This window comes from Clostridium sp. AF34-10BH, assembly GCF_003478095.1.
GTDB lineage: Bacteria > Bacillota > Clostridia > Lachnospirales > Lachnospiraceae > Acetatifactor > Acetatifactor acetigignens.
Window position 1 is genome coordinate 25,353 of sequence record NZ_QUEC01000027.1, and the last position, 21,155, is coordinate 46,507.

General features: G+C 40.1%; 44 protein-coding genes. All 44 read right to left on the minus strand.

Annotated features, from left to right (window positions below; translation table 11 throughout):
* Positions 1 to 8 precede the first annotated feature (8 nt).
* The 44 genes from terL to DWZ61_RS19830 all read right to left on the minus strand — a co-directional run bounded on the left by terL (position 9) and on the right by DWZ61_RS19830 (position 20,971).
* Entirely contained in the window at positions 9 to 1,499 is a 1,491-nt protein-coding gene (terL, locus tag DWZ61_RS15335; protein WP_118539503.1) for a phage terminase large subunit, read from the minus strand.
* A gap of 51 nt (positions 1,500 to 1,550) precedes the next feature.
* A complete protein-coding gene (locus DWZ61_RS15340) occupies positions 1,551 to 1,739 on the minus strand; it encodes a hypothetical protein (RefSeq protein ID WP_118539505.1) in 189 nt (62 codons plus the stop codon).
* Positions 1,733 to 1,897, minus strand: coding sequence for a hypothetical protein (locus tag DWZ61_RS19810; protein ID WP_012744452.1), 165 nt, complete (start codon positions 1,895 to 1,897; stop codon positions 1,733 to 1,735). Before DWZ61_RS19810 ends, DWZ61_RS15340 begins: the two co-directional genes overlap by 7 nt.
* A complete protein-coding gene (locus DWZ61_RS15345) occupies positions 1,890 to 2,438 on the minus strand; it encodes a hypothetical protein (protein WP_118539507.1) in 549 nt (182 codons plus the stop codon). Before DWZ61_RS15345 ends, DWZ61_RS19810 begins: the two co-directional genes overlap by 8 nt.
* Positions 2,438 to 2,569 (minus strand): hypothetical protein, encoded by a 132-nt coding sequence (locus DWZ61_RS20430; protein ID WP_012744454.1) that lies wholly within the window; start codon positions 2,567 to 2,569, stop codon positions 2,438 to 2,440. Before DWZ61_RS20430 ends, DWZ61_RS15345 begins: the two co-directional genes overlap by 1 nt.
* A gap of 59 nt (positions 2,570 to 2,628) precedes the next feature.
* On the minus strand, positions 2,629 to 3,273 hold the full coding sequence (gene thyX, locus DWZ61_RS15350) for an FAD-dependent thymidylate synthase (RefSeq protein WP_118539509.1): 645 nt from the start codon (positions 3,271 to 3,273) through the stop codon (positions 2,629 to 2,631).
* 63 nt (positions 3,274 to 3,336) lie between these two features.
* Positions 3,337 to 3,846 carry a DUF3310 domain-containing protein gene (locus tag DWZ61_RS15355; RefSeq protein ID WP_118539511.1) on the minus strand — a complete coding sequence of 170 codons (510 nt, stop codon included), beginning with the start codon at positions 3,844 to 3,846 and terminating at the stop codon, positions 3,337 to 3,339.
* 155 nt (positions 3,847 to 4,001) lie between these two features.
* Positions 4,002 to 4,472, minus strand: coding sequence for a hypothetical protein (locus tag DWZ61_RS15360; RefSeq protein ID WP_118044088.1), 471 nt, complete (start codon positions 4,470 to 4,472; stop codon positions 4,002 to 4,004).
* A gap of 329 nt (positions 4,473 to 4,801) precedes the next feature.
* On the minus strand, positions 4,802 to 5,137 hold the full coding sequence (locus tag DWZ61_RS15365; RefSeq protein WP_118539513.1) for a hypothetical protein: 336 nt from the start codon (positions 5,135 to 5,137) through the stop codon (positions 4,802 to 4,804).
* Positions 5,113 to 5,706, minus strand: coding sequence for a ParB N-terminal domain-containing protein (locus DWZ61_RS15370; RefSeq protein ID WP_118539515.1), 594 nt, complete (start codon positions 5,704 to 5,706; stop codon positions 5,113 to 5,115). Before DWZ61_RS15370 ends, DWZ61_RS15365 begins: the two co-directional genes overlap by 25 nt.
* A gap of 136 nt (positions 5,707 to 5,842) precedes the next feature.
* Positions 5,843 to 6,064, minus strand: a complete 222-nt coding sequence (locus DWZ61_RS15375) for a hypothetical protein (RefSeq protein ID WP_118539517.1) — start codon at positions 6,062 to 6,064, stop codon at positions 5,843 to 5,845.
* Positions 6,051 to 6,302: a hypothetical protein gene (locus tag DWZ61_RS15380; RefSeq protein WP_118539519.1), complete on the minus strand. Its 252-nt coding sequence runs from the start codon at positions 6,300 to 6,302 to the stop codon at positions 6,051 to 6,053. Before DWZ61_RS15380 ends, DWZ61_RS15375 begins: the two co-directional genes overlap by 14 nt.
* Complete coding sequence (locus tag DWZ61_RS15385; protein WP_118539521.1) at positions 6,303 to 6,626, minus strand: hypothetical protein; 324 nt, start codon at positions 6,624 to 6,626, stop codon at positions 6,303 to 6,305.
* A 25-nt stretch (positions 6,627 to 6,651) separates the two neighbouring features.
* Positions 6,652 to 6,888 (minus strand): hypothetical protein, encoded by a 237-nt coding sequence (locus tag DWZ61_RS15390; protein ID WP_118539523.1) that lies wholly within the window; start codon positions 6,886 to 6,888, stop codon positions 6,652 to 6,654.
* Positions 6,889 to 6,954: 66 nt separating this feature from the next.
* Positions 6,955 to 7,716, minus strand: a complete 762-nt coding sequence (locus DWZ61_RS15395) for a transglycosylase SLT domain-containing protein (RefSeq protein ID WP_118539525.1) — start codon at positions 7,714 to 7,716, stop codon at positions 6,955 to 6,957.
* A complete protein-coding gene (locus DWZ61_RS15400; protein WP_118539527.1) occupies positions 7,697 to 8,011 on the minus strand; it encodes a hypothetical protein in 315 nt (104 codons plus the stop codon). The genes DWZ61_RS15395 and DWZ61_RS15400 overlap by 20 nt, the downstream gene beginning before the upstream one ends.
* A gap of 114 nt (positions 8,012 to 8,125) precedes the next feature.
* The gene (locus DWZ61_RS15405; RefSeq protein ID WP_118539529.1) at positions 8,126 to 8,611 is read right to left on the minus strand and encodes a hypothetical protein; all 486 of its coding nucleotides are present in this window, start codon (positions 8,609 to 8,611) and stop codon (positions 8,126 to 8,128) included.
* 286 nt (positions 8,612 to 8,897) lie between these two features.
* Complete coding sequence (locus tag DWZ61_RS15410) at positions 8,898 to 9,215, minus strand: hypothetical protein (protein ID WP_118539531.1); 318 nt, start codon at positions 9,213 to 9,215, stop codon at positions 8,898 to 8,900.
* 223 nt (positions 9,216 to 9,438) lie between these two features.
* Positions 9,439 to 9,870: a hypothetical protein gene (locus DWZ61_RS15415; RefSeq protein ID WP_243026432.1), complete on the minus strand. Its 432-nt coding sequence runs from the start codon at positions 9,868 to 9,870 to the stop codon at positions 9,439 to 9,441.
* A 202-nt stretch (positions 9,871 to 10,072) separates the two neighbouring features.
* On the minus strand, positions 10,073 to 10,438 hold the full coding sequence (locus tag DWZ61_RS15425; protein ID WP_118539533.1) for a hypothetical protein: 366 nt from the start codon (positions 10,436 to 10,438) through the stop codon (positions 10,073 to 10,075).
* A gap of 16 nt (positions 10,439 to 10,454) precedes the next feature.
* Entirely contained in the window at positions 10,455 to 10,736 is a 282-nt protein-coding gene (locus tag DWZ61_RS15430) for a hypothetical protein (protein ID WP_118352184.1), read from the minus strand.
* The gene (locus DWZ61_RS15435; protein WP_118047151.1) at positions 10,723 to 10,932 is read right to left on the minus strand and encodes a hypothetical protein; all 210 of its coding nucleotides are present in this window, start codon (positions 10,930 to 10,932) and stop codon (positions 10,723 to 10,725) included. The genes DWZ61_RS15430 and DWZ61_RS15435 overlap by 14 nt, the downstream gene beginning before the upstream one ends.
* On the minus strand, positions 10,919 to 11,731 hold the full coding sequence (locus DWZ61_RS15440) for an MmcB family DNA repair protein (RefSeq protein WP_182427132.1): 813 nt from the start codon (positions 11,729 to 11,731) through the stop codon (positions 10,919 to 10,921). Before DWZ61_RS15440 ends, DWZ61_RS15435 begins: the two co-directional genes overlap by 14 nt.
* A gap of 97 nt (positions 11,732 to 11,828) precedes the next feature.
* The gene (locus tag DWZ61_RS19815; protein WP_012744474.1) at positions 11,829 to 12,002 is read right to left on the minus strand and encodes a hypothetical protein; all 174 of its coding nucleotides are present in this window, start codon (positions 12,000 to 12,002) and stop codon (positions 11,829 to 11,831) included.
* 10 nt (positions 12,003 to 12,012) lie between these two features.
* On the minus strand, positions 12,013 to 12,201 hold the full coding sequence (locus DWZ61_RS15445; protein WP_118352182.1) for a hypothetical protein: 189 nt from the start codon (positions 12,199 to 12,201) through the stop codon (positions 12,013 to 12,015).
* An 8-nt stretch (positions 12,202 to 12,209) separates the two neighbouring features.
* A complete protein-coding gene (locus tag DWZ61_RS15450; protein ID WP_012744476.1) occupies positions 12,210 to 12,410 on the minus strand; it encodes a hypothetical protein in 201 nt (66 codons plus the stop codon).
* Between the two features lie 12 nt (positions 12,411 to 12,422).
* A complete protein-coding gene (locus DWZ61_RS15455) occupies positions 12,423 to 12,995 on the minus strand; it encodes a hypothetical protein (RefSeq protein WP_118539537.1) in 573 nt (190 codons plus the stop codon).
* Positions 12,996 to 13,038: 43 nt separating this feature from the next.
* Positions 13,039 to 13,479, minus strand: coding sequence for a hypothetical protein (locus DWZ61_RS15460; protein WP_118352180.1), 441 nt, complete (start codon positions 13,477 to 13,479; stop codon positions 13,039 to 13,041).
* A gap of 9 nt (positions 13,480 to 13,488) precedes the next feature.
* Entirely contained in the window at positions 13,489 to 13,698 is a 210-nt protein-coding gene (locus tag DWZ61_RS15465; RefSeq protein WP_118352179.1) for a helix-turn-helix domain-containing protein, read from the minus strand.
* A gap of 46 nt (positions 13,699 to 13,744) precedes the next feature.
* The gene (locus DWZ61_RS15470; RefSeq protein WP_118539539.1) at positions 13,745 to 14,584 is read right to left on the minus strand and encodes a hypothetical protein; all 840 of its coding nucleotides are present in this window, start codon (positions 14,582 to 14,584) and stop codon (positions 13,745 to 13,747) included.
* Between the two features lie 2 nt (positions 14,585 to 14,586).
* The gene (locus tag DWZ61_RS19820; RefSeq protein ID WP_012744481.1) at positions 14,587 to 14,742 is read right to left on the minus strand and encodes a hypothetical protein; all 156 of its coding nucleotides are present in this window, start codon (positions 14,740 to 14,742) and stop codon (positions 14,587 to 14,589) included.
* Between the two features lie 23 nt (positions 14,743 to 14,765).
* The gene (locus tag DWZ61_RS19825) at positions 14,766 to 15,254 is read right to left on the minus strand and encodes a hypothetical protein (protein WP_182427134.1); all 489 of its coding nucleotides are present in this window, start codon (positions 15,252 to 15,254) and stop codon (positions 14,766 to 14,768) included.
* 140 nt (positions 15,255 to 15,394) lie between these two features.
* Positions 15,395 to 15,604 carry a helix-turn-helix transcriptional regulator gene (locus tag DWZ61_RS15480; protein ID WP_118047161.1) on the minus strand — a complete coding sequence of 70 codons (210 nt, stop codon included), beginning with the start codon at positions 15,602 to 15,604 and terminating at the stop codon, positions 15,395 to 15,397.
* On the minus strand, positions 15,601 to 16,611 hold the full coding sequence (locus DWZ61_RS15485) for a recombinase RecA (protein ID WP_118141845.1): 1,011 nt from the start codon (positions 16,609 to 16,611) through the stop codon (positions 15,601 to 15,603). Before DWZ61_RS15485 ends, DWZ61_RS15480 begins: the two co-directional genes overlap by 4 nt.
* On the minus strand, positions 16,595 to 17,083 hold the full coding sequence (locus DWZ61_RS15490; RefSeq protein WP_118044109.1) for an ATP-binding protein: 489 nt from the start codon (positions 17,081 to 17,083) through the stop codon (positions 16,595 to 16,597). Before DWZ61_RS15490 ends, DWZ61_RS15485 begins: the two co-directional genes overlap by 17 nt.
* Positions 17,073 to 17,327 carry a hypothetical protein gene (locus DWZ61_RS15495; RefSeq protein ID WP_118539541.1) on the minus strand — a complete coding sequence of 85 codons (255 nt, stop codon included), beginning with the start codon at positions 17,325 to 17,327 and terminating at the stop codon, positions 17,073 to 17,075. Before DWZ61_RS15495 ends, DWZ61_RS15490 begins: the two co-directional genes overlap by 11 nt.
* 2 nt (positions 17,328 to 17,329) lie before the next feature.
* The gene (locus DWZ61_RS15500) at positions 17,330 to 17,593 is read right to left on the minus strand and encodes a hypothetical protein (RefSeq protein WP_118539543.1); all 264 of its coding nucleotides are present in this window, start codon (positions 17,591 to 17,593) and stop codon (positions 17,330 to 17,332) included.
* A gap of 228 nt (positions 17,594 to 17,821) precedes the next feature.
* The gene (locus DWZ61_RS15510; protein ID WP_118539545.1) at positions 17,822 to 18,373 is read right to left on the minus strand and encodes a hypothetical protein; all 552 of its coding nucleotides are present in this window, start codon (positions 18,371 to 18,373) and stop codon (positions 17,822 to 17,824) included.
* The gene (locus DWZ61_RS15515; RefSeq protein ID WP_118539547.1) at positions 18,370 to 18,726 is read right to left on the minus strand and encodes a hypothetical protein; all 357 of its coding nucleotides are present in this window, start codon (positions 18,724 to 18,726) and stop codon (positions 18,370 to 18,372) included. The genes DWZ61_RS15510 and DWZ61_RS15515 overlap by 4 nt, the downstream gene beginning before the upstream one ends.
* Positions 18,710 to 18,940 (minus strand): hypothetical protein, encoded by a 231-nt coding sequence (locus DWZ61_RS15520; protein ID WP_147354726.1) that lies wholly within the window; start codon positions 18,938 to 18,940, stop codon positions 18,710 to 18,712. Before DWZ61_RS15520 ends, DWZ61_RS15515 begins: the two co-directional genes overlap by 17 nt.
* 163 nt (positions 18,941 to 19,103) lie before the next feature.
* Positions 19,104 to 19,577, minus strand: coding sequence for a Holliday junction resolvase RecU (locus tag DWZ61_RS15530; RefSeq protein ID WP_118539553.1), 474 nt, complete (start codon positions 19,575 to 19,577; stop codon positions 19,104 to 19,106).
* On the minus strand, positions 19,567 to 20,625 hold the full coding sequence (locus tag DWZ61_RS15535; protein ID WP_118539555.1) for a hypothetical protein: 1,059 nt from the start codon (positions 20,623 to 20,625) through the stop codon (positions 19,567 to 19,569). The genes DWZ61_RS15530 and DWZ61_RS15535 overlap by 11 nt, the downstream gene beginning before the upstream one ends.
* Entirely contained in the window at positions 20,625 to 20,822 is a 198-nt protein-coding gene (locus tag DWZ61_RS15540) for a hypothetical protein (protein WP_118044116.1), read from the minus strand. The genes DWZ61_RS15535 and DWZ61_RS15540 overlap by 1 nt, the downstream gene beginning before the upstream one ends.
* Positions 20,822 to 20,971, minus strand: coding sequence for a hypothetical protein (locus DWZ61_RS19830; protein ID WP_182427137.1), 150 nt, complete (start codon positions 20,969 to 20,971; stop codon positions 20,822 to 20,824). Before DWZ61_RS19830 ends, DWZ61_RS15540 begins: the two co-directional genes overlap by 1 nt.
* Positions 20,972 to 21,155: the final 184 nt, after the last annotated feature.

Consider the following 21,155-nt stretch of genomic DNA (forward strand, 5'->3'; position numbering starts at 1 on the left):
CTTTTACACTAAATTCTAAAATCTTCTCTTTTAAGTACTCTGATCTCATTACCGCCATCTGCCATAGTCATAGCAAAATCTAGGGCATCAAATAAATCATCGTGATCCACCTCTGGGAATAACAGTAAGCACTCCTCCAGATCATCCATACCCTCTCTAAAATATACCTTGTGGTTTTCAAAGTTAGCCGATCTCCTCATAGCTCTTGTTACTTTGTCCTTAGAGGTATTGATATTGATAATAGGGAGTAAAGATAATCTCCTAAGCTCCTGTGCTAAGGATTTCTGGTAAGCTACTGTTTCTACTCCGATCCGCTCTACCATAGGGAATTTATTTCTACCATAGTCAATAATGGTATTAAGCTGGGTATTAAAGGTTAATCTCTCTTTCACATAATCCAGTACATACACATTGTGATCTGCATCTACCCCTATTACCATGAGTACAAAATAATCTCCTTTATCCTGCTCTTTCTCAGATATTGCTAAGTCACAGCCAAAACAAAGCCTTACCTTGATCCACTGATCTATACCATCCTCTGTTTTAATACGCACCTTAGCGGTCTGAAAATCATAATCAATCTTATACTCCTCGTAGTATCTGAAATACTGAGCCTTGAAAATCTTACCTTTTGCCAGCTCTGTATCATTTTGATACTGCATATTGAAAATGATCTTACCAGATTGCTTAAGAATAGCCTCCAGCCTCTCTAAGCTAAACTTTTCCTCCCAGAGAGATACTTTTTTACCGTTTACCACTCTTATAGCTCTCTGAGTATTTACCACATAATCCTTACTCTTTATCAGATCCTCATACAGATCCAATGGGTTATATCGTGTACCCAGTATATGGATCTCCCCATCTGGCTCTAGTGTAGGAAAAAGAGAGCTATAAAACCACTCCTTAAGGTTACTCCTCTGTTTTTCTGTTCGTGCATTTTCCAGCCCTACTAAGTCATCGCCTATAATTACATCAAAGTGCTTAGAAATAACCGCTCCAGAGGCTCCTAGTGCTGTTAGAGTAGCCTCTTTCTTAATAATGCTACGCTTATTTACCGTAAACTCTCTATCATTCCATACATTATCCTTACTGGTTTTCCAATCTCCGAAAATCCTAATAAGATCCTCATTCTGCTCAAAGTGAGTACGAACCTCTTTAAGAAACGCCTCTGCCTGTGTCTGTGTTTTGGATCCTATCATAATACGGATATTAGGATCTCTGAGGATCCTTGTAATACAATAATCCACATCGCCTACAGTACTTTTACCGAAACCTCTAGGGGCTAGATCCAGCGTGCTCTTACTATTCGATATGTTAGAGATAATGCTCTTATGGAGATCCATTACATTTCTCTTAGTAATGTAGGTGCATACCAGATAATACGCTATCTCAAAATCTGCCTCCTGTATGAGGTACTTTATCATAGCATCTCTTTCTCTCTGATCCTGTACCTCCCCTAGCTTATCCTCTACTAGGGATACTACTTTATAATCTAACACATCCGCCTAACCTCCTTTCTACGCATAATAAAAGGGAGCCTGTTAGCTCCCCTACATCGTTACCAGCTTGATAATAAGTACTATAGCTACGATCCACAGCGTAACCACATTAAACGCCTGTACATTCTTATAACGGTTACTCTCTGGCATAGCATTAAACCAAAGTGTATCTACTACCGATAATCCTACTACCGCTACGGTACAGAGAATAAATACCAGCTTTAATAATCCTGCTACCATGTTCTACTCCTCCTCTCACGCTCCTTATACTCTGCCTCCTCTCTGAGGTCTTTATAAGTCCTACCACAATATCTACACCTCCAGCCCCAGCCTTTTGTATATTCTGGCTTATGCTTAAGGATATAGAGTGTATGTTTGCATCTTCCTAAATCACTCATCACAGTACGCCTCCTTATATGCTCTCTGGATCTTAGGGATCTGTATAGCCATCCAATCTATCATCTCCTCATTTTTAGCCCAGCACTTACTACCGTAGGCATTTTGCCATAAACCACTCTCATAGAGAAAAGCGTGTACTATCTCATGGCGGAGTACCTTTTTCTGATATGCTATCAGATCCTTTACACTCTCTGCACTCTGCTTATAGTTAAAAATGAGGATCTCCTTTACACTAGGATCACACCATCCATCCGCCTCTCTATCATATCTGTAATCATCCTCATCTATGATACGGATACTGTATCTGGTTCCTAAAATATGTACCTCACTATTAAAAGCTCTGTGAGGCTGTGTACTGCCTGTACTCTCAATATCATCTAAAGATACGGTTATCTCCAGCCCTGTATCACAGAGCTTTACTGTAGCTGTACCCTTTTCAGTGCTATACCCTGTTACCTCTCCTACCATCTGCTTATATGCCTTAAGATATACAATCTCTCCAGTAATATCTCTGGTTATATCTCCGCTTACTATCTGCATTACTCTTTATCCTCCTTTTGCCTGTTCTCCAGCTCTAAGCTACTGTTATGGCTTGCCACACAAAGGCTCATCATAACAATTCCCACTACTGCTCCTGCCATAAAGCATCCGATCCCTACTAAGATAATCATATAATCCTCCTAACTGAAAAGGAGAGCCTTTTACAGCTCTCCCTCCCTAACCTCTGCCTTTATTTAACTGTTTCCCACTCCATAGGCTCCAGATCATCAAATACCACAGGTACTCTCTCTCTAAGCTCCTTTAAAAGCGGTACTGCTACCTCTAACATCTGTGGATGAGGCTTTCCTGTAGATCCGCAAGCTCTGAGGCTTAAGAAGTGCCTCCACTCTCTAAGGTTAGCTGTCATTACTACCTCTGTTTTGAGGCTGTTAGGTAATACAGATCTTGCCTCCTGTGAAGTTCTTCCCTCACTAATCAGATAATTATAGGTTTTCTCTGCTCTCATACAGCTATCTACCCAGTTATCCATCTCTGGAGTATCCTCTGCAAAGAATACAGGGCGGATAAAAGCTACATCTCCGCTCTTATTGTAATTACAATACCTTGTACTTTCCTGTGCATAGCTGGCTACTCTGTGGCGTACAATCTCATGGGATACGCCTCTATCACAGATAAACTTTACACTAAAAGAGTAGTGCTCCAGCATCGCCATGTGATTACTCTTAATGAGAGCCCTTACCATCTTCTCAGCGGATCCCTCTGTGATCTTATCCTCACTCTTATAGCATACTCTGGCTACTCTCTCGATCTTCCTTAAGATTTCCTCCCCATTGAGGGGATCTAAGATCTCATATCCTGCATCTACGATTTTCATTATTTACCTCCGTTTTTCCGCCATAGGTGTACTCTATACTTTTGCGAACAAATGACACACTTTTTACAGCACCATAGCTAAGCGATCCTTAAGCTCTCGCTCAATGTACTCTCTTACCTCAATCGGATTAGCATTACCTGTAATATGTACCTCTGTGTAGCCTTTTCCCTCTTTGATCTCCTCCAGCTCTACTCCTGCCATACCAGAGATAATATCTTTAATGGTTTTATCTACGATCTCAGCAATCTCCTCATCGGTCTTACCGTTTCTCTTGCCTGTGATCTCGATATGCCCTACAGAGCCTCCAAACAAACCTCTTAACATAGCATCCATAAAATCCTCATGCTTAGGCTTATCTTTTCTCTCCGCTCTGGCTCCCTCGATGGCATCAATCTCAAACTGGATAAACTCCAGTGCTTTCTTAAGATCCTGTACAATATCATCCTTATGCCCTGCTCTGGAGATGTACTTTACAGCACTCCCTAAGTTGAAATTTAATCCCCACGCTCTGATTACATCCTTAGGCTGTGGGTTCAATCTGTTATAGTGTTCTGGTTTAATAGCATTACTCATATTATGCTTACCTCCTTATGTTTGATAAGTAACATAATCACATAAACCTTAAAAAATTAGATTTATTTACCTTTTCTCTTTTCCTTTGTGCAATTCTTACAAAGGGCTCTGTATTTTCCATAGGGAAAAACCTTATACCCATTGTGCAATCTGCACTACTTCTTAGCACTTTTCATAAGCTGAGCGATCTCATCTAAGCGATCCTTAGCATCCTGTGAGAGTTCCTGTGTACCGCCACGCTCTACACGCTCTGTAGCCTCTCCCATAAGGAGCATATCCAGCTTAACCAGCCTCTCAAAATCGTTGATATTCTTTACTTTTACCTTGCCCTGTGCAATATCCTTACTAAAATCAGCCATAAGGTTATTTATAAGGATACGGTACTTAGTCCGTACATCCGTTAGCTCCGCTGTGATCTTAGCCTCGTTACTGTTCTGAGCGTTCTCTATATTTCTCTGTGTTACTCTGGCTACCCAGTTAAAAGCCCTGCTCCAGCCTGCTACCGTTCTCTCCGTTCTTCCTATGGTTTCTGCTACCGCTCTAAGGGATCTCTTATCTCCTAAGCCATAATACAGCTCAAAGGCTTTTCTCTGGAGCTCATTCTCTTTACTCAATGTATTAGGCATTACTCCGCCTCCTTTCTCCTCTCTTATGAGGCTATTTTCCTTGCTCTTTGTGAATGAGGGGGATTTTCTACAGTTTTACTTACATTCCTGTTGTTATCTGTTAATTCCCTCTATTTTCTTCCTATCTATCTTCCTTACTATGTTTTCTTTTATAGTACTGAAATTAGTTTTTATATTTCTTTGTTATTACTGTAATATCTACTCTTATTTGTTTATTTAGTATTATTACTGTATTTAAGCCTCTTTTCCGCCCTTTTGCCCTTTTCTCCGCCTTTTACTCATTTCATGGAGATTTCAGTACATAGAATGAAATTAAATAGAGCTACCTCTTACAGTAGCTCTTTCTCTCTTATATGAGTTGTTAATACTCTTACGATAGTTTCTTTCTCCGCCAGCTCCGCCTTTACGCCTCTTACCTCTCTGTATACTTCATCTCGGATCTTATTACAGGTATTTCCATGATCTGTAAGCATCTTGTTATATTTCTGTGTCATTCTATCTATAACATTCTGATCTACTCCCAGATCTGCCAGATTTCTTATCTCCTCTGCTAAGGTCATTTCTCTTACACCGCTCATAACCACTTTTACGCCTCTCTTTCTCAGCATCTTCTCCAACACATCCATGTAAGATGTTTTTACTATAAGCCTCTCTTTAATAGCCATGTAATAAAGCCATCATCTGGAGTACACTCTACATACTCATTGTATCGGTTACTAAGCATTACCAACTCATCCTCTGTAATCCTCACGCTGTTAGATCCAAAACGGAGCATAGGGAGAGTAGTTTTCTCCTCTTTCTTCTTTTTCTCCTTAGGTACTTCTTTCTCTGTAAAGATCTCTTTAAGATCTATCTCTGTAAAGCCCATTACCTCTAAGGAATAATCTACCGCCTGTAACTCAAATAACTCTTTTTTGAGTAACTCATCATCCCAGTTACTTAACTCTGCCAGCTTGTTATCTGCAATACGGTAAGCCTTTACCTGCTCTGGAGTGAGATCATCTCTTACTATGTATGGTACTCTATCCAGCCCTGCTAAGATACTAGCCTCTCTCCTCGTATGCCCTGCGATGATAACCATATCTGCATCTACGATAATCGGATTAGTAAATCCGTACTCCTTAATACTCTCCATAACCTTTTTTACTGCATAATCGTTAATTCTAGGGTTATTCTCATAAGGGATCAGATCCAGCGGATCAGTGTACTTTACTTGTAAATCCTTTTGCTCCATTTCTCATATCCTCCTTAATTTCATTATGATTTTCATTTACCATGTAATTACTCTGTACTTTTTACAGAATTTCAATGGAGATTATCTGTTACATATAACAAGCCCACAAAACCTCTAAAAACGTGCATAACCAGCCCTAATACTTATCGTATTCTATACCAGCCTCTTTACTCTGATTAAGAGATAAGCTACTAAACGGTATCTCCATATCTCTCCTCCTAGCCTCCTGCTTAGGAGTTTCGTAAGGTCTATCCTCATGCTTTCTCTTAAAATTTGATTTATCTAAATAATAAGGATCGTGCTCTCTTAACCACTTATCCGCCTCATCTTCTTCTCTTAACCACTTACTCAATTTCATCCACCGCCTCTCTGCATCTCTTACACACCATAGCTCCCTCTGGTATTATCTCTCCACACATTACACACCTGCTATCTGTGGAGATCTCTTTACTCCTTACCGCCTTATACTCATAAATCCTTATGGTATCGTGTACTACTCCGCACTCATCTATAAAGCATGGAGGAGTTTCTCCTCTCGGTTTTCTCAATTCTATGTAAGATCCGTTTTCATCAGTTCCACATTTTATTAAACTCATCTAATCCTCCTCCAGATACGCCTTAAGCTCTCTCTGTATTTTTTTAACCCCACTGTCAATATTTTTACTGATAACACTACGATCCACGCCCATTACAAACGCTAACTCATCCTGTGTATATCCCAGTACCAGCACATACGCTATACTCATATACTGATAGTGGCTTAACTTTCCTTTTCTGTACGCCTTAGTAAACTCTGCTCTATCGCTTTTATGGTATTTATCCAGATCAATAGCTGTTACTGTCTTAAGATCTGTGAGGATACAGGTAGCTACTGTATCTCCTTTTTCACTTAAGCCCTCTAAGCCTCCCCAGTTTCTCAAAAATCTCTTTATATTCTTAGGATCCTTATAGCTCAGCCTTAGTAATTGATCGTTTACTATATTTCTTACAATCGCTCCCAACGCTACCGCCTCCTCTCATTGCTTTTTCTATGTATCTTAGGTGTACCTCCGCTGTAATACCGCTGTATAACCCAGTGCCTTTTACTGTAGCTACACTCTTTCTAAGAGCTGTAATCTCTCCATAGGTATAATCATTATCCAGAGGACACATCCACTTAATGGCATCGCCTACCTTAAACATCGTGTACCTCCCTTTTAACAAGAAAAAAGGAGTATAGTTTTTCCTATACTCCTGCTTGATCCTGTATTATTCCTGTGTTAGTTCCTGTCTTAATTCCTGTGCTCTTGCTATTACCTCTCTGCTATATGCTGAGCTATAAATATCTTTAGCCCACAGCTTTTTAGCTCCGCTCTCGCCCATGTTATATACCATGAGTACACAATTTTCTCCGCTGGAGGCTAAATACTTATCCTGTATCTCTCTTAAACAGTTAAGCCCTACTCTGATATTTTGATATGGATTAAAGAGATCTGTTACTCCCTCCACCTCCATCCGCTCTGTATGCCATTTCTCGTATATCTGCATATAGCCCTTACTGTTTCCGTTATCTCCTACCTTATCCCAGTGATAACCGCTCTCCCTCTCTATGAGGGCTAGTACCGTATAATAATCTACTCCATACTCTTTACACTCACACCAGAGGTAAACCTGTACTATTTCTGGAAAACATCCTCCAGCATCCTTATACTCCTGTGGGATCTCATAATATCTAAATCCCTCCTCATATACCTCAGCTCCCCAGTCTGCACTCATCGTATTATACGGATATGTATAGTTAAAATCGTGCTCCAGCTTTGCCTCCTGCTCTGTTTCCGTTACTGGCTCTGTATTCTCAGCTTGCGGAGTTTCTGTAATATAAATCTCCTCAGTAGGAGGCTCCTTATCTGCTCCTTTGAGATTTACACTCATTACCACAGTAATTACTCCAGCTATTATTACTCCTGCCAGTATAAGAGGCTTTATATTTACTCTGGCTCTCCTCTTTCTTCTAACTCTCCTTTTGCTCATCCTGCACCTCCTGTAAGATCCTATTTAATCCTGCTATTACTTTCTGCATATTATCCACTTGCCCTACTAACCTGCTTAGGGTAGTGGATATATCATCTGGATCTCTGGAGTACCAGTAACCATAAGTAGAGCTACATATAGCCTCTCCATTCTGCCTCAGATCGCTTACAATGTTTCTTAGCTGTTTCTCATGCACATTAAACAGTACACACAGCTCTCTAGCCTTTACCGCTTTTCCCTCCGATGTATGAAACTCTTTAAGGTACTCAACTATATCACATCCTACCTCTGACACGGTTTTTACCTCCCTTTTAAATTGATATATAACCTAATCACTTTTGAGGAGGATTTTTAGATAAAATAGAAAAAAGTGGTACATCTTTTCTTACAAAATGTACCACTCTCTGTATTATTCCTCTACGATCTCTCCATCTTCTGTAACTTCTACAATTTCTCCCTCGATACAGCGGTAGTATGTATCCTCTTTGATCTTCTCTCCATCTACTACTACCATCTTAGCTCCTGTAAGCTCCCAGCTCTCCTTATCATAAGGATCCATATAATCTCCATCGCTATATCTGACTCCTACATATTTCCAATCAGAGAGGATAAGATGAGCTCCCTTACAGCCCTTAGCTCTTGCCTCATGCCCCCATGCAACCGCTACACCAGTAGGATCACTAACAGATGAGGCTCCTTTATACCCTGTAGCAGATGAGGCTCCACAATCCCCTGTAGCAGATGCAAAACCGTGTCGCTCGTCTGATCCTGCCTCTTTGTTTACCTTATTCATAGTAAAATCAATAGCCATCTTTACAAGTCCTGCAATAGATAATCTAGCTCCGATCTTAATATCAGTAGCACATACCTTAGTATTATCTCCGCTCTTATCCATCTCTCCAGATAACTCTACCTCATGGAATACGCTATGTGCTGGATCATAATATCCGAAACAATCTAACGGATACTCACAAGCGTGAAAACCTGTATCACAGCACTCCGCTCTTTCTGTGTGAAATTACTTACCCTCCTCATACTGATAACCTCTACAGGTAAGATCCTTGTTAAATCCCTTAAATGCTCTCATAGATTTTTCTCCTTTTCTATGTGTGTTATTTTTTATTGATAAATAACTTAATCCTCAATATGAGGAAAATTTAGATAGTTTTTGAAAAATATTTTTATTTACTGCTTTCCATTCTTTCTCTGGTACGATTTACCTTAAAGGTCATAACCGCTAAAAGCTCATCCTCTGGGATCTGGAGGAGATACTTTACCTGCTCCAGCATTAACTCTACATCTGCAATCTCCTCTACTAAGTTATCTCTGGCAATAGCCTTTTTATCCTCCGCTACAGGCTGTCCTAAGCCTGTTTCTACTCTGCGGTACTTGTTTACCGCCTGTATGAGCTCTGCACACTCCTCTACTAACTGGTTACTCTGTGCCTCATATCCATAGTACTTAGCTGTTTCTAAGTTCATTTCACTAATTTTACACATAATATTTTCCTCGCTTTTTATAATAATCTCCAGTTCTCTAATACCTTTTCCATACTGCTATACGGACACCACGCCTTAGAGTTTTTATCGTATACACATAAACACGGTACAGGATCCGCTCTACTGGTTTTACACCTCTTTACCATCTTACAGGCTGTTTCTATCGTGTATATCTGCCCTGTAATAAAGCCCATAGATGTTTTACCGATAAACTCAGCTCTCACTATTCTAAGTGCCTCCTTATCAATGCTCTTATACCGTTTCCTGTTAAGTTATCCAGATCCACTAAGCGATCATCCAGCCCTCCTAAGGCATCTATAACCGCTCTGAGTGCCTCCCTGCTCTTATACAGATCCTCCATTAAAGTATCCTCAATGAGGTAATACTCCTTAGGATCTCCAAAGGATACCGCTATGGCATAATCCTCTTTTCTCATGGCTAAGCTCTGCTCCTTAGCCTTATCTATCCAGCCTTTTTTTACTGTAATACTCTGGCTAGGGTTCATTTTTGTTTTAGCCTCAATAAAGAGTTTATCTACCACTACATCTCCTTTTAGAAACGGAGTGGATCCAGATCCTACTACCTGCCTACCGCCCATAGCCTTAGCTATACGCTTTTCCTGTATGGAGCTCTTAGCTCTTGTACTATCTTTCATTTACCCTTACCTCTTTTCTTTTTAGGTTTTACTCCCCAATATCTAATACACTGAGATCTATTAGGAGATATTAAGTCAAAATAAGTACAATACAGAAAACCGTGTTTTTTATTACTGTGCTTACATCGCTCACAGTCACACGCTACTCTCTTGGGCTTTTTCATTTTATGAGTTACTGTAGATACCCCCAGCTTTCCTCTCATTACTCCGCCTCTCTTTCTTCTAATCTCACTCCGCCATACTCCCATAGATCCTTTTTCATCTCATCCATATCTAGCTCTCCATTTTGCCAGCGTTCATAGTACTGTAATACCAGCTCTGTAAACTCTGGTATCTTCTTTGCATAGGTCTTTTTCCAGTAGTGATCCATGAGTACCTCCATAGGGAGTACTAAGAGTAATGTCATAGCTGTATTTATGGCATCCTCCATAGCCTCCTGTTTAATCCTCTTAAGATCCTCCTCTGTTACCTGCCTTACTGCATTATGGATCTGTGATCTGGTTAAATTATAGGTTTTTACCTGCTTACTTTTTTGCTTTTCAAGCCTACGCCTCTCAGCTCTACCCACACTTAGCACTCCTCTCTCATATAAATCTTACTGGCTCTCCTACCCTTTTTACCATTAAGAACCCACTTACTGAGTTATCCTCTATCTGAGGTAGTGTATTTACATAAAGCTCTATACCTAACTCCTCTCGGAGTTCTCTGTTTATACTCTCTAAAGGAGCATTTACAAGATAATTCAACTCACTCATAGTAGTAGCTGTAAAAGGCTTTCCTATAAAATCTCCCATTACACCTACTCCCTCATCTCTTACCCTGCTCCACGCTTCCTTAAGCAAAATCATTAACCTACTTACATCCATGATATACCGCCTCTACTTTCCATCGCTTAAGAAACTCCTCTAGGCTACCGTAATGCACCCAGTATCTAAAACGCTCTCCAAAAGCTACTCTTAATCTGGGCTTACCATTCCACATTACAGAAATTGTTTTGATCTTATATACTTTACCGCTCTGTAAGAGTTCATTATCTACCCCTATGTATCTAGCTTTTATCATCCTGCTCCTCCTGTACCTGCATAGCCTGTAATCTGTTTAATAGTCTATTGGTATCCTTAATGGCTAACTCCAGATCCATAGGATCCATCTTTCCATTAAGCCTCTGCTCCAGATCTGTTATCCAGCTATCGTTATCCCACCAGCTCCACGGTAAAATACCAGCATTTTCTAATACTGTTTTAACATTTTTCCATGCCTGTAGCTCTTTCTCTGCACTCTGGAGGCTTTTTAACCTCTTTTCTGCATCCTCTAAATCCTTTGCTAACTTTGTGCCTAATCTCTGCCCTATGGCACTCTTTACTACCTTATCCTCCAGATAATCCTTACAGTACTCCGCCCTGTCATTGTAAAAGGGGATCCTATCCTCCTCCAGCCGACTAAAGATAATGTACTTATACACACCTACAGGCTCCTCTATCTGCCTGTACAATGCTTTTTTAACCGTTCTCAGAGCCTTAGTATCTGGATTGAAATAGATAAGCCCTACATGATCTGGGAGCTCCTCCTTCTTTACCAGCCCCTTAGGTACTACAAAATAAAACTCATTACAGTACTGTAGGTATAAATGCCATTTATTATCCTGTAGAAAATCATTTCTACTCACTTTGATCTCATAGCCGATAATATTAGGCTTTGTATAGCTCTTTGTGATAGCCAGCCCATCAAACTTAAGTAGCCCCTGCGGATCTGGAAAATAGGTACTACAGGTTTTACACTCTGTTATAAAATAACTGGGCTTTCCATTATGAAACTCTTTAAGAGCCAGCTTTATATCTGTACTGGTTACTTTCTGTGCCACTCTGTTTACCTCCTTTGTTGTGATACTTAACTTAATCACAATCGGTAAGTATTTTTAGAATAAAAAAAAAGAGGATCCTAAGATCCTCTCTCTAGTATTAAAACTCCAGCACATTCTCCTCTATGAAAATATCCTTATGCACATCTGCCTTAAATGCTAAGAGTGCTCTGGAGGCTCTCAGCATTACCTCCTCATCTCCCATCATTTTAGCCCCTGTGTAGGTATTCTCCAGAAAGTCTATTACCTCCTGTTTCTGCTTTTCATTATCCATAGATACCTCCTTACAGAAATAGCTCTAATAACTCATCTATGAGCCTCTGTGTTTCCTTTATTTTCTCCTCCAGAGTTTTTACCGCCTCTGGATCCTCTGTGTGATCTTTCTGCTCCTCCATCTTCCCTACTCTATTTGAGTAAAGAGAGATCCTCACAGCTCTATCATAAGGTGTCATATCCTTAAATCTTTCCTCCATACGCCCTCCTATTTGAGTAAATCTTTTACTCCTACTGTGGTTTTCTTATACACAGCATTTTTTACAGCTCTCTTAGGGTTCTTTGCCAGCCCTACACCCTTTTTACCATACAGAGGATTAACTGCTTTCTTTACCGCCCTCTTAGCCTTACCTGTAGTACTTGCTTTGATAGCCTTTTTAAGGCTAGGTTTTCTTACTCCGATTTTCATATAATCCGCCTCCTACTCTATAGATCCATAGATACTCATATACTCTATATCTCCGTCAAATTTGCTTGTTTCTGTACTAAATCCATCAAACTCTATAACCCTCGTATCATCCGCTAAAACTTGCTCCCAGCATTTCTCTATATCGGTATCACTAAAGGGCTTTACAAACCTTAGAAACGCCTCCTTATACTGCTCCAGATCCTTATACTCTAAATATACTGTTACCTTAGTTCCTGTAGCTGATATAGTAGTTTCCTCTGTTTTGAGTTTTATCTGGTTCTTATGTACGCTACCATGATGCTTATAAGGCTCAAACTGATCCGCTGTTATTTCCTGCCCCACATTAGCCTCATTATATCTATTCAGATATAAATTGATCTCCTCATCATCTGCATAAATTACAGGTAGCTCCTCCGCCTCCTCTGTGGCTGTTTCTGGCTCCTCTGTTACCTCTGGAGTACTTTCTATAGCCTCCGTTACTTTCTCTGCCTCTGTGGGCTCATTTACCGCCTTACCTGTATTTCCACAGGCTGATAAGGATAGTGCAATACCTAAAGCTATTACTACGCTCAATCTCTTTATCATGTAACCACCTACCTTTTTATATAGTGGTTATATTATAACTCATTTATGAGGCTAACTCAATAACCATCCTAGCCCATGCTCTAGCATCATCCTCCCCATACATCCTGTACATACAATCCTTATAAGGGATCCTGTAATCCGCCTTAGGATCATTCTCTACCAGTAAATACTTATACTGTGGCTCCCTTGCCTTGTTTTGTAAGTGGTGCCTAAATTGATGGAGAAACCCCTCTAAGGAGGGCTCCCCTAAGAAAATCTCCTTTGTAGAGTGTACATAGTTATCATCCCTTACCCACGCTGTAATAACAGGGATCTCTACGCTATATACCTCCGCCAGCTCTGTATCTAGCTCTCTGATTATCTCTAATCTCTGGAGAGGTGTAGCGGATTTATAGCCCTTTGCCAGAGCCATACTAACAGGCTCCAGAGCTTTACACTCCTTAAACATTACCTTATAGCTTTCTACTCTTTCTATTAGATCCATACGCTCCTCCTACTCTACCCACTCTAAACCGCCTGTATATCTGCCTCTGTGGGTTATTAACTTATCTGGATACACTCTCTTTAGATACGCTATATCCGTTCTAAGTGTTCTCCTAGATACTCCTAACTCCTCTTGTAGCTCCGCTGTGTTTGTACACTTAGCCTCCTTAAGGATATTTATTATCTGGAGCTGTCTAGCGTTTACTCCATGTATACTCATCTCTTAGCCCTCCTTATGGAGGAGTAATTAACTCCTCCCCCTGTTTTTATAGTTTTACTGCATCCACTTTACATCTCTGTAATATAGTCTGCTTAGTACCTTTATAATCGCTGTGCTCCTTTACGGTTCCTCTCAACCTTACCTTTGATCCCTCCGCTATGTTAAAAAATGCTGAGGTGCTTTTCCAGATAAAACAATTACCAGCATCATCTCTAAATACATTGATCCCTACCGTATCTGTACCCCATCCTGCATAGCTAGGGATCTCATAAGTAGATCTTTTCTTAAAAGTTACTACCAGATCTAACCTCTCTCCTACCTGCCCCACATACTGGCTAGGATCCTCCTCTGTAGGGATCTTACTGTTAAGTACTGCCTGTACCTCTGTAAGGTCTTTCCAGCTCATTGTACCGTACTCTGGATAGATATTAAGGCACTCCTCATAACTAAGCTCTATTGTAGGGTATCTATCCTGTTTCTCTAAGAAATACCAGTTAATCCCTCCTCTATACTTTGCTCCTGCCTCCCTAAGCTCCTCACGGATCTCATAGGTGTTACCTGTTACTACATAGATCTTACCCTCTGGATTAAATCCGTATTTCTCAGCTATTGCTAAACGATTGTTATTAAACTCCTCTACCTGCTTAGCCCTCTTAGCCTCTGCTCTCTTTCTAGCTCTCTCATCCAGCTTAGCTCTATACTCTGGAGTATATTCTTTTTCAATAACTGGAGTAGAGCTTTCTCCAGTTCCTCCGCACTCATAACAAGTCCAGCCTGTAAAAGCCCATTTATCAGATCCTCCAGCTCCTCCACATCTAGGGCAAGTGTAATTAGCATAATACTTAGTACCGTTTTTATCGGTTCTCAGATAAACGATCTTAGCCATCTTTACGCCTCCTCATAATCCATATCCCATACAAACTCATTCTCATCTACCCACTCCCAGCCATACTCTCTACAAAAGCTCTCAGCCTCCGCCTCTGTTTCAAACTCTGTAAAGTATTTCTTTGTGCCTCCAGCACTCTTAAGATAAACTGTAAACATATTTCCCTCCTATCTGGGAGCCCTTAGGCTCCCCTGCTATATGCACAATCCATAGTACCGATCCCTTTATACATAGGGCTTTTCTTTATTACATGGCTCTTAATTCTGAGCTTATACCAAAGTGTAGGATCATCTACCGTATAAATCTTATCTACAACCCAGATAGCATTAAAATTTCTGTATGTATCTCCCTCCTGTAATCCCTCTACCATTCCCTCTGGGATCTCATCATCTACTAACTCGATCTTATCTAATAAGGTTCTCCAGTAAAATACTCTGCCATCATCTGTTACTAAAAACTCCTTATGGAGCTTGCTGTTTTCCTCTGTGAGATCATAGGCTCTACACTTAACACATTTTCCGTCAATGTACTCTACTGTATAATCCTCAAACTCTGCATTTTCTTCTAAATAAGAGATAAAGCTCTCAACTGTGATGGCATCCATGAGCTCCTCTGTAGCTCTCATAAAGTTTACTCTGTATCTATTATCATTATCCTCTTTATATCTCATATTGTTTACCTCTCTTTCAGTTTGTATCTAGTTCCTTACCTCACTTATAATATACACCCCCTATATAATAATGTCAATTACTTTTTATATAACCCCTATATAAAATAATAGAGGAGGCTTTTTACTGCCTCCTCCTGCTCTTATTTCCAGAAAAATCTATCTACAGATACTCCATAGAATTTAGCCAGATTATAAAGTACTGTAGCCTTAGGGATCCGTGTACCTGTTTCCCACCTGCTTATACTTACCTCTGTATATCCTGTACCTTTTACCACATCTTTTAGAGTGTAGCCCTTTTTCTCTCTTACCTCTCTAAGGTTATGTGCTAAGGTTTCCTCTACTTCTCTCATACCATCCCTGCCTCATATACCTGTTTTCTAAGATACTCCAGCTCCTCCAGATCGTTGTAATAAAACTCCTGCACTCCGTTAAATCCCTGCATTTTCTGCTCTTTTCCATCTTTAAGAGTAGCCTTAAACCATGCTCCAGCCTGTGAAATGATCCCCAGCATAATAGCCAGATCTAAGGTATCCTTAATCTCATCAACTCCTGTACTGTAGTTAAGTGTGTAAGTCTGGAGCCTACGATCATTTTTAGTAACCTTATTTTTCTCCACTTTCACGCTTACCAGATTACCACTAGGGTTAGCATATCCGCTACTTACCTCTTTATACTTCTCATCCAGTAAGGATCCCTTTGTAAACCATAAGATCTGTGAGCACGCATGAGCTATTGCTGTACCGCAAGGAATTTTATAAGGCTTATACGGATTTCCAATATTCTCTCTGAGTTGGTTAATCATCAGAAAAGTACACTCCACTTTCTTACAGAGCGGTACCGCCTTATCACAAAAGGCTTTCATAAGAGCACTGTTACCGCCATAGCTTTTCTCATCTAAGCCTTTTTCCTGTACTGCTTTAGGAATAATAAAGGGAGCACTATCTAATACTGCTAAGCCGATCTTACCAGATCTTATGTAGTCTAAGAGCATATCTAAGAGCTCCTCTCCATACTCACTCTCTGGCTGAATGAGTATTACCTTACTCCAATCTACCCCCAGAGTTTCTCCCCACTCCTTATCTATTGTATTTTCGGCATCCAGATATACACAGTACTTATCTGTGTACTTTTTCTGGAAATTAGAAATAATATCTAAGGCTGTGGTAGTCTTTCCGCTTTGCGGTAATCCCACTAGCTCTATGATCCTCCCTACAGGTACTCCGCCTCTGGTTAAGTAATTCATCATAGGAGAGGTATAGGGGATAAACTCTATCCCCTTAAGATCCGATGCTTTACGAATTATATCCGTTTTATACTTCTTATTTACCTCTGCTATGAGGTTATCTATCTCCGCCATCGCTATTCTCCTTTTCATTCCAATTTTTAACTACTCGTATCTCATCCCAGCCCTCAGCAAAGGTAGGAGGCTCTAAAAATCTTTTCATTCTATCCATAGCCTCCTTAGGTACTGTACGCTCTCTTTCCTCGTTACGCTTAACACACACCTCAAAAGGAGTATCTACAAACACACAAACCTTTTTGCAATTTAATAATTTAAGAGTATCCAAAAACTCCACCCTATAGCTTGCTTTTAAGTTTGTAGCATCGTACACTACATCCTTACCATGATATAGATCCGCCCTAACCAAACTCTGTAAGATGGTAAATACAGCACCATTATTTTTCATATCATTTATATCTCCACAGAGTTTATCTCTAAGATAATCAGAGGATCTAACAATTACATCTCCCAGCCTATCACTCTCAGAGCTTTTACCGCTGGCTGGCAACCCCACTAACATATAAAATACTGGTTTATTATTTTCCATCCTCAGATCCTCCTAACTCCTGCATAATGCCTACCTCCGTATTAAAGAGGTTTACATCTGCATCCGTGATACCTAAGTTGTAATTTAACTCAATTACATTTCTGATAATAGCTATATCTACTCCGCCCTCATCATTAGGGCTAAAAAGTACAATCCCATCATCACACTTAAAAGCTGTTTCTCCAGAGATTTCTACACCGTTTTTCTCCAGATATGCTAAAAACTTATCTAACTTTTCCTCCATCTCTAACACCTCGCCATAACATCTCTCATCATATCCAACTTTTTAAGCTCCTCTACAATATCGCCCTCTGGCTCCATTACAACTACTGGCATCAATAAAGCCTGTATAGCCTTAACATCTGGAGAGTAATACTCCTTATTATCCACAGTAGTTACACTGTATCCCATTATCTCCTCTGAGCTCCTGCTCTCCTCCAGCTTTGCTATCTGGTTCACATTAAGCCAGATAGTAAGGTTTCCGCTCTGATCCTCAACTCTTATAAACATCGTCTTTTATGCCTCCTTAAAATATTTCTACACTGTACATAGAGATCATCATCTATATTTCTGAGCTCATGGAGATCTCTATGTAACTGGCTCTTACTAATACAAAATTCTCTAGCCATTTTACGGATACTGTCCTTAGGATTATCTATTAACCACTGTGCCTCCTGCTTACATCTATCCTCTATGGCTTGTCTCCTAAAGTACTCATAAGCCCACCGCTCCATAGGCTTAATCCTCCATAGGATCCTCTGGCTCTCTGGTATATTTATCCTTGCTAAATCTATCCAGATCTACCTCAGCTATCCTCTTTGAGAGAGATTTCTTTAATCCGCTGTAGATCTTCTCAGCCATCTCTAACTTAACTTTGAGGCTGTTATAAGCTCTACGATAAATAGCCTCTACTAAGGCTTTATCCTCCGTGAGCTGTTCTACTCTGGCTTTTTTCTCCTGCACAGTACCAGATACTTTTACCATCGCCTCATTTTGAGCACTTTTCTTAGCGTTAGAGGCTAGATCTACCTGCATACCCAGCTCCTCTACTCTCTGCCCTGCATAGTACATAAGAGCTGGGATCTTAACACAGTAGTACTCTATCTGGCTATCTGGTATATCCTCTATAGAGTTTTCTCCGATGCTTTCCATAATCATATCCAGCTCTGAGATAGCACTATCAAGCTCCTTACTAAAATCTGCTATTAACTCATTTGAGAGGGTTATTACAGGGGAGCTCTCCTCTTTTACCTCTGCTATGATTTTCTTTAACTTATCGCTCTGTATCATTTCTCCGCCTCCCTTATAGCTCTGTTGTAAAGAGTTATCCTCTTTGTGAGGCTCTTATACCCATCTGATCCAGCCTTATACTTAGCTCTTAAGCTCTCAGCCTCCGCCTTTTGACTTTCTACCCAGCTTTTAAACTCTGAGAGCTCTTTATCTAAATGATGCTTTTTAATAAGCTGTATGATCTTCTTTATTCTCTGCCAGCGTGTGATCTTTACCTCATCTGGATCTGGCTCATAATCTGGTAGTTCTCTGTATTCAATTCCACAAAATACCTCATACAGATTTATTTTCATGCACCAGCTAGTAGTAAAATCATGGTATGTAAGAGTAAGTATGTTATCCTCTCCTATCACGGTTTTTCTCATCCTCCTTTACCAGCTCATCTCTAAGGCTCTCAGAAAAGATCCGTAACTGTTTAGCATGGCTACTAAAATAATCATCATATCTACCTCTGTGAGCAAAATGAGCATCAAACTCTAAATATAAGCAAATACTACTAAGAGTTTCTAATACCTCAACCTCTATTAACTTTTGTCTGCGGATCTTTTCTTTCAATTTTCTAAACACTTATCTCCTGCCTCCGCTTTGATCTCTTTTACACAATCAGAGCAATAACACCCCTCATAGCCCTCAATCTTGTATAAAAAGCACATCCAATTCATATTCCATTTTCCATTATCAGAGCATCGTTTACACGATCCCATACCCTCTCCTGTACACTGAGTTACTTTCATTTCACACCTCCAAAATATCTACTTAACCAGCTCTCCAGATCGTAGCTGTATCTCACTCTTTTCTTTTTCTGCTCTATCTTTACTCCGTGATCCCTGCACCACTCTACAGGTATACTCTTTCTCTCCTCTGTCTGAGTAAACTGGATCACATCCTGTACAGTTATGTAATAGGTTTCCTCCAACTCCCTAAAATTGATTAAAAAGCCTCCATACACTCCCTCATACTGAGTAGCTTTCTCCATTCCCTGTATCTGGTTAGGTCTGATCTTAGCTATCGGTATGCTCTTTCCCTTATGAGTTTTAAGCTCTACCAGAAAGAGATAAGGAGATCTGAAAAGGATATAATCACATGGATTAGATACTCCATAAAATCCGCTTGTATCATCCTTTAGGCGGTACAGGTAATAATCTGGAGGTACACACTCCTTAAACTCCTGCTCAAAGGTTTTACCGATGTTATTACTTGCCATCCTGTACCCCCTTAAATCTGCTAGGAGTAAACTTACATTTCTTTCTGCGATCTACATACATAGATCCATCTTTATCAATGCTACAGTAGTAAGCTCCCAGCTCTCTACCACAATGCTCACAGTTACCACATACCGCTCTCAACGCTGTATTTTGCCCTGTAGAGGCTTTTTTCTTTTTACCTGTAGACTTATTAGCCTTTTTTCTGTTTGTATCTTTCTGGGCTGTCTGAGGCTTTTCTGGAGGGTTAGGATGTACCCACTTACCAGCATCCACTAAAGCACACTCATTTTTATATCTACAATAAGTACACTTGCTATCATCCTTTTCTGGAGGGATCCCTGTCTTACAAGCACTGTTTACAGTTCGTATCTTGTTAAGTACTGCCTGTTTCATCTCATCGGTTATTTTCCAGAGGTACGGTTTCTTTTTACAGAAATTTCTATCCTCATAAAAGAAAAGGATATAATCTATTCCCAGCCCCATACCGTAACAAGTAGCTTGCCACTTATGATCCGCCTTAGGTTCATAACGGTTACTAAACTGGTAAGTACTCTCTGTTTTAATCTCTAAGATTACATCCTTACCATTAAATCTAATAACTCCGTCTGGCTGGAAATAGATAGAGAGCTCATCATTTTTACACCTGCCCTCTGTATGATCCTCATTCCAGCCTACAAACTCTGTTTTAATGCCTTTAGCCTGTGCCTCTTTTACCATTTCCTCCAGATCTAAGCACTCTACGCCCTCCATACGCTCTACTATATGCTGTATGTCTAAGTGCCTATCTGTACCGCTCTGGCATATCTCAATAAGATTTACCTCACTCTGCTCTCCGTTCTGGGAGCCTCCATGTACTCTCTGGAAAAATAACATACGCTCACAGCCATACATAGAAGATGGGCGGATATACTCAGATGGGGCTATCTGCCTCTCCTCCAGCTCCTTAGCCTTTACAGCCTCCTCATAGTTTTTAAGAAACTTATCCTCAAAGGATACGCTCTCTGCATTTTTACCTTGTGCTACTGCTATTAAGCTCTTTAATCCCATTACTTTTCCGCCTCCTCTCTGGCTTTTTCAATATTTTTATTAAATCTGGCAAGCTCAAAAGCTAAATACATCTGGGATCTGCTTTCTCTTATCCTTAGAGGTCTGGTTTCTTTATCTCTCTTTACCTCAATTACCAGATTTACGATAGTAACCACTATGTAGCCAACTAACAAAAGCCCTAAAATTACATTTCCCATTAGTGACCTCCTAACATAACTCCGATGATATAGAGCTCAAATAAAAATACAGAAATACTTACAACTCCAATAAAATCTCCTACCAACTCACAGCCCTCTCTATGAGTTCTGTAAAATCTTCTCCATTTTCTTTTAATCTGTCTTACCATCCTTGATCCTCCTGTTTTGATTGATAAGTAACCTAATCACAAACGGTAAGTAAATTTAGATAAAAAAAAAAGAGGAGGCTTTTTACACCTCCTACAATTCTTATACCTCATTTCCCCAACAATCCCATCCATCTATACACTGTCTTGCAAAGAGCTCTATTTTAGGTAGCCCCCCCCCCCCCCC